Source organism: Pseudomonas asplenii (genome assembly GCF_001293465.1).
In the GTDB taxonomy this organism is placed as follows: Bacteria; Pseudomonadota; Gammaproteobacteria; order Pseudomonadales; family Pseudomonadaceae; genus Aquipseudomonas; species Aquipseudomonas fuscovaginae_B.
Genome location: NZ_JSYZ01000040.1, coordinates 1 through 6,784, shown reverse-complemented (window position 1 = coordinate 6,784; position 6,784 = coordinate 1). Strand labels below are relative to the sequence as shown.

General features: G+C 66.4%; 1 protein-coding gene. It reads right to left on the bottom strand.

What is annotated here, in order from left to right; genetic code table 11:
- The coding region (locus PF66_RS30635) for an amino acid adenylation domain-containing protein (protein ID WP_152973123.1) at positions 1 to 6,784 on the bottom strand (6,784 nt) is incomplete at both ends.

Genomic DNA, 6,784 nt, shown 5'->3' with positions numbered 1-6,784 from the left:
CGCGGGAGTCCGGCTGCACACCCTGCCTGCGCAGGGCATGGGCCAGGCGGTTGGCCTGCTCGTTCAGTTCGCGATAGCTGAGCTGCCTGCCGTCATGGACCACCGCCAGGGCATCCGGCGTCAGTTCCACCTGGCCCTCGAACAACCCATGAATGGTCTGCGCCTGCGGATACTCCAGCGCGGTGTCGTTGAACGCCACCAGCAACTGCTCGCGCTCGTCGGCCGGCAGGATCGACAGGCGGTTGAGCGCCGTGGTCGGCGCCTGCTCCAGAGCCTGGACCAGTTGTTCCAGGGCAGCCTGCATGTAGCCGCCGATCCGACGCGCGTCGATCTGTTCCACGGCCTGGATGGTGAGCATGAAAGCCTCGCCCAGGTCATCGACGTTCAGGCACAACGGATAGTTGGTACGCTCCTCCATGCTCAGGGTCTGCATACCCTGCCAGGCTGCAATCGCCTCGGACGAAGCCACGCCACCGGTGCTATGGCGGTAGTTCAGCAGGGCACTGAACAGCGGTAGCGAACCCGGTACGCCGCTGCAACGCTGGGCCAGGGACAATGAGGCATGCTCATGACCGAGCAGGGTCGACAGGCGCTCGTGGGTGGCCTTGACCCCGGCCAGGGCGCCGAGGTCTCCGACGCTCAGGCGCAACGGCAAGGTGTTGATGAACATCCCCAGGGCCCGGTCGCTGCCCTCGCCGCCCTGCATCCGCCCCATCAGCACGGTGCCGAACACCACCTCATCCCGACCCGATAGGCGGCCAATCACCTGGGCCCATGCCAAGTGCATCAGGCTCGCGGCGCTGACGCCCAGTGGCCGGGCAATGCCACGCAGGCGCAGGCTCAGGCCGCTGTCGAGCAGCTGTTGCACTTCAACGACGGCACGGCCGTCACCCTGCACGTCCTGCAGGCCATAGGGCAGCGTCGGCTCGTCGATATCGCCGAGCATGTCGCGGAAGAACGCTTCATGTTCCTCTCGGCTGGCCCCCAGGCGTGCCTGGGCCACATGATTGCGATACGGCACCGGGGCCGGCAATTGCCCGGTCAGGCCCTGCAGGCTGGCCTGCATCTCTTCCACCACCACTTCCAGGGCCGTGTGGTCCAGGGCCATGTGATGGAACAGCAACATCGCGCTGATCCGCTGGCTGAGCGGCTCCTGGGCATAGGCGATCCGCATCAGCGGCGCCTGGCCGATGTCCAGGCGGTAGTGGCGCGGATCGAACCGCTGGTGCAACTGGGCCAGTACCTCACCCGCCGCCGGATCGACCGTGACCTCTTCCAGGCTCAGTTGAGCCTCGCGCCAGACCACCTGCACCGGCTGGTCCAGGCCTTCCCAGGCCACGCTGGTGCGCAGGATGTCGTGGCGTTCGATCACGCTCTGCAGGGCCTCGGCAAACGCGGCCAGGCGCTGGCGGTCGTCGAAGGCAAACAGCACCTGCAGGACATAGGGGTCGCCCTCATGGGCGGCCAGGTGGTGATAGAGGATCCCTTCCTGCAGCGGTGCCAGGGCATAGATGTCCTGCACATTGGCTACGCCACCGGGCACGTTCGCGACGATGCGGTCGATGGCGGCCTGATCGAGATCGGCCAGGGGCAGCATGTCCGGGGTGATGCGTTCGCAGCCCGGCACGATCAGGTTGTCCGGCACGCGGACTTCCTGATGCCCGCCCACCGCCGCGGCCAGGGCCGCCAGCGTCGGTTGGCTGAACAGCACGCGCACATCGGCCACCAGACCGACCTGGCGCATGCGCTCGATCAGCTTGACCGCCAGCAATGAATGCCCACCCAGCTCGAAGAAGTGGTCATGGCGCCCCACTTGCGGCAGTTGCAGCAGCGACTGCCAGATCTGCGCGATGGCGTTTTCCACGGCACCTTCGGGGGCCGCGTATTCACGTCGCACCAGGGCTTGCGCATCCGGCGCCGGCAGCGCCTTGCGGTTGAGCTTGCCATTGGTGGTCAGCGGGAAGCTGTCCAGGCTGACGAAGGCACTGGGCACCATGTAGTCGGCCAGCGAAAGCGACAGTTGCGCACGCAGCTCGGCGGCCACCACCTCGTGGCCGGACGCGGCAACCACATAGGCCACCAGGCGCTTGTCCCCCGGTTCGTCCTCCCGGGCCAGCACCACCGCCTCGCGGACACCCGTGCAGGCGCCCAGGGCGGCTTCGATTTCGCCCAGTTCGATGCGGAAGCCACGAATCTTCACCTGGTCGTCATTGCGGCCCAGATAATCGAGGCTGCCATCGGCCAGCCAGCGTCCCAGGTCGCCGGTCTTGTACAGGCGCGCCTGGGGATCCTTGCTGAACGGATTCGGCAGGAAACGTTCGGCCGTCAGCTCGTCACGGTTCAGATAACCCCGCGCCACCCCGGCACCGCCGACATACAACTCGCCGACCACGCCCACCGGCACCGGCTCGCGCCGGCTATCGAGCACGTATAGCTGCAAGTCGGGAATCCGCACGCCGATGGGGCTGACGCCAGCACGTTGCGCATCGGCCGCCACCAACGGGCAGTAGGTCACATGCACGGTGGTTTCGGTGATGCCATACATGTTCACCAATTGGGTGCCGGCGTTGGCCACCCGTGCGTACCAGGGCTTGAGCATCCCGGTTTCCAGGGCTTCGCCACCGAAGATCACCTGGCGCAGGGAGTGGCGCAATTCGCTCTCGCCCTGGGCGTTGAGCAACTGGCGGAACGCGCTCGGGGTCTGGTTGAGGACCGTGACGCCGGTAGTGCACAGCAGTGCGTAGCAATCCTGCGGCGAGCGGCTGACCAGTTGCGGCACGATCAGCAAGCGACCGCCATGCAGCAGCGCGCCCCAGATTTCCCAGACCGAGAAGTCGAAGGCGAACGAATGGAACAACGCCCAGACATCCTGCTCGTTGAATTCGAACCAGGCCCGGGTGGCCGAGAACAGCCGGGCGACGTTGCGGTGCTCGACCATCACGCCCTTGGGCAGCCCGGTGGAGCCGGAGGTGTAGATCACATAGGCGAGGTGGTGCGGGCTGATCCCGCTGACCCGCGGATTGCTGCTGGGCTGGGCCTGCAGGGCCGGGCTGCGCAGGTCCAGCCGGGGACCGTCGAAAGTCTCCAGCAGTGCCAGGCCGGCGGCATCGGCCAGCACCGCCACCGGGCCGCTGTCGCGCAACTGGTAGGCGATCCGCTCGGCCGGATAGGCCGGGTCGATCGGTACGTAGCCGGCGCCGGACTTGAGGATGCCGAGCAGGCCAACCATCATCTCCAGGCCACGCTCGACACAGATCGCCACCCGGTCATCCGGACGCACGCCCAGGGCCAGCAACTGATGGGCTACCTGGTTGGCGCGGGCATTGAGCTCGCCGTAGCTCAGCGTGCGGTCTTCGTATTGCAGCGCCACGGCTTCCGGTTGCGCCACCGCCCAGGCTTCGAAGGTGCGGTGGATCAAGGTGTCATCGGCATAGGAGACATGCGGAGTGTTCCAGCTTTCCAGCAATTGCTGGCGCTCGCCCGCCGGCAGGATATTCACCCCGCCCAATGGGGCTTGCGGTGTCTGTTCCAGCGCCTGCACCAGGTTTTCCAGGGCACAGTGCATATAGTCACAGATCCGTTCGGCGCCGATCTGCGCCTCGGCCATGACCGTCAGGTTGAAGCCCTCGCCCAGGTCATTCACCGACAGGGTCAGGGGGTAGTTGGTGCGTTCTTCGCCGTCCAGGGCCTGGATGCCTTCCCAGGCGGCCAGCGCCTGGTCGGTGACACGGGTATCGATCTGCCGGTAATTGAGCAGTGAACTGAACAGCGGCGTCGACGCGGGCACGCCGCTGCAACGCTGCGCCAGTACCAGCGACGCATGCTCGTGGGCGAGCAGGCCGCTGAGTCGGGCATGGGTGGCCTTCAGGCCCTCGCGCACGCCCTGTTCGCCCAGGGTCACGCGCAGCGGCAAGGTGTTGATGAACATGCCCAGGGCCCGGTCGGCGCCTTCGCCGCCCTGCAGGCGACCCAGCAGCACGGTGCCGAACACCACATCGTCCCTGCCCGACACGACGCCCAATACCCGGGCCCAGGCCAGGTGATACAGGCTGGCGGCGCTCACCCCGAGCTGCCGTGCCTGCAAGCGCAGGCGCCGGCTCAGGCCGGCCTCCACGTCCCGGCGTACTTCCTCGATGCCGCGACCATCGCCCTGCACGTCCTGCAGGCCGAAGGGCAGTGTCGGTTCCTCGATGTCGCCCAGCATGTCGCGGAAGAACGCTTCATGTTCCTCGCGGCTGACGCCCAGGCAGGCCTGGGCCACATAGTTGCGATACGGCACGGACGGCGGCAGCTCTGCCTGCCGCTCAAGCATATGCGCCTCGATTTCGCTGCAAAGGATACGCAGCGAAGTGGCGTCGTCCACCAGGTGATGGAACAGCAGCATGCCAAGCCAACGGTTGTTCAGCGGATCCTGGGCGTAACCGATGCGCAGCATCGGCGCCTGGCGGATATCCAGGCGGGTGTGCCGCGGGTCCAGACGCTCGCGCAGTTGTTCGGCGATATCGCCGTCCGCCGGGTCCAGCTCCAGCCGTTCAACGCCCAGGGGCGCGTCACGCCAGACCACCTGCACCGGCGCATCCAGGCTTTCCCAGAGCACTGCGGTACGCAGGATATCATGCCGCGCCACCACCCCTTGCAGGGCCTGGGCGAAGCTGTGCAGGCGTTCGAGGCTGTCGAAGCTGAACAGCGAGTATTGCAGGTACGGATCACCTTGGGTCGCGGCCAGGTGATGGTACAAAATCCCCTCCTGCAACGGCGCCAGGGCATAGATATCCTGCACATTGGCAACGCCACCGGGCACGCTGGCCACGATGCGGTCGATATCGTCCTGGCTCAGGCCGACCAGCGGCAGCGTGTCAGGCGTGATACGTTGACAACCCTCGGGGATGACATTCGCCGGTACCTCGATCTCGCGCTGGCCGCCCACGGCCGCCGCCAGGGCGGACAGGGTCGGCTGGCCGAACAGCACGCGCACGTCGGCACTGAGGTCGATCTGGCGCATGCGCTCGATCAGTTTCACCGCCAGCAGCGAGTGACCGCCCAGTTCGAAGAAGTGATCGTGGCGACCGACCTGTTCCAGTTGCAGCAGGTCCTGCCAGATTCGTGCAATGGCGATCTCGGTATCGCCTTCGGGCGCTTCATAGCCACGGCTGGCCACCGCCGAGCGATCGGGGGCCGGCAACGCCTTGCGGTCGAGCTTGCCGTTGGCGGTCAGCGGGAAGGCTTCCAGATTGACGAAGGCGCTTGGCAGCATGTATTCGGCCAGTGTCTGGCGCAGTTGCTCGCGAAGTTGCCCGGCGTCCGTGCTACCGATGACGTAGGCCACCAGGCGCTTGTCGCCCGGCTCATCCTCGCGCACCAGCACCAGCGCATCACGCACACCTTCGCAGGCGGCCAGTTGCGCCTCGATCTCGCCCAGTTCGATACGGAAGCCGCGAATCTTCACCTGTTCGTCGTTACGGCCCAGGTATTCCAGGCTGCCGTCGGCCAACCAGCGACCCAGGTCGCCGGTGCGGTACAGACGCGCGTTCGGCTCTTGGCTGAACGGGTTGGCAAGGAAACGCTCGGCGCTGAGTTCGGCCCGGTTCAGGTAGCCACGGGCGACCCCGGCCCCACCGACATACAGTTCGCCGACCACCCCCACCGGTACCGGTTCGCGACGGGCATCGAGGACATAGAGTTGCAGGTCGGGAATCCGTTTGCCGATCGGACTGGCCCCGATGCGCTGGGCATCTTCGGCCTGCAATGGGTAATAGGTCACGTGCACCGTGGTTTCGGTGATGCCGTACATGTTCACCAGTTGTGTACCGGCATTCACGGCCCGCGCATACCAGGGCTTGAGCATCGCCGTGTCCAGCGCCTCACCGCCGAAGATCACCTGGCGCAGGGCATGGGGCCGGGCGTTGTCGCCCTGGGCGGCAATCAGTTGGCGGAACGCGCTCGGCGTCTGGTTGAGCACTGTCACCCCGGCGCTGCACAGCAATGCGTAGCAATCCTGTGGCGAGCGGCTGACCAGTTGCGGCACGATCAGCAGACGCCCGCCGTGCAGCAGCGCGCCCCAGATTTCCCAGACCGAGAAGTCGAAGGCGAACGAGTGGAACAGCGCCCAGGTGTCCTGTTCGTTGAAACCGAACCAGTCCTCGGTGGCCGTGAACAGCCGCGCGACGTTGCGGTGCTCGACCATCACGCCCTTGGGCAGACCGGTGGAGCCGGAGGTGTAGATCACGTAGGCCAGGCTCGCAGGCGTCAGCCCCGGCACCTGCGGATTGCGGACGGACTCGTCCCGTAGATCCAGATCATCGAGATTGATCACCGGCACCTGCACTGGTGGCAAGGCCTCCTGCACCGACTGCTGGCTCAACAAGGCCACCGGTTCACTGTCGCCCAGGGTGTAGGCCAGGCGCTCACGGGGATAGGCCGGATCCAGCGGCACGTAGCCGGCACCGGACTTGAGGATCCCCAAGAGGCCGATGATCATCGCCGGGCCGCGTTCGATGCAGATGGCCACTCGGTCATCGGGGCGCACACCCAGGGCCAGCAGGCGGTGGGCCACCTGGTTGGCACGGGCGTTGAGCTCGCCGTAGCTCAGGCTTTCGTCCTGATGCACCAGCGCCACGGCGTCCGGCCGCTCGGCCGCGCGGGCCTCGAACTGCTGGTGAATCAACGCGGAGGCGGCATAGGTCTTGCCGGCCTGGTTCCAGTGCTCGAGCAGTTGCTCACGCTCGCTGGCCGGCAGGATTGAAATCGCCTGTACGGCGCTCTCTGGTGCCTGCTCCAGGGCCTG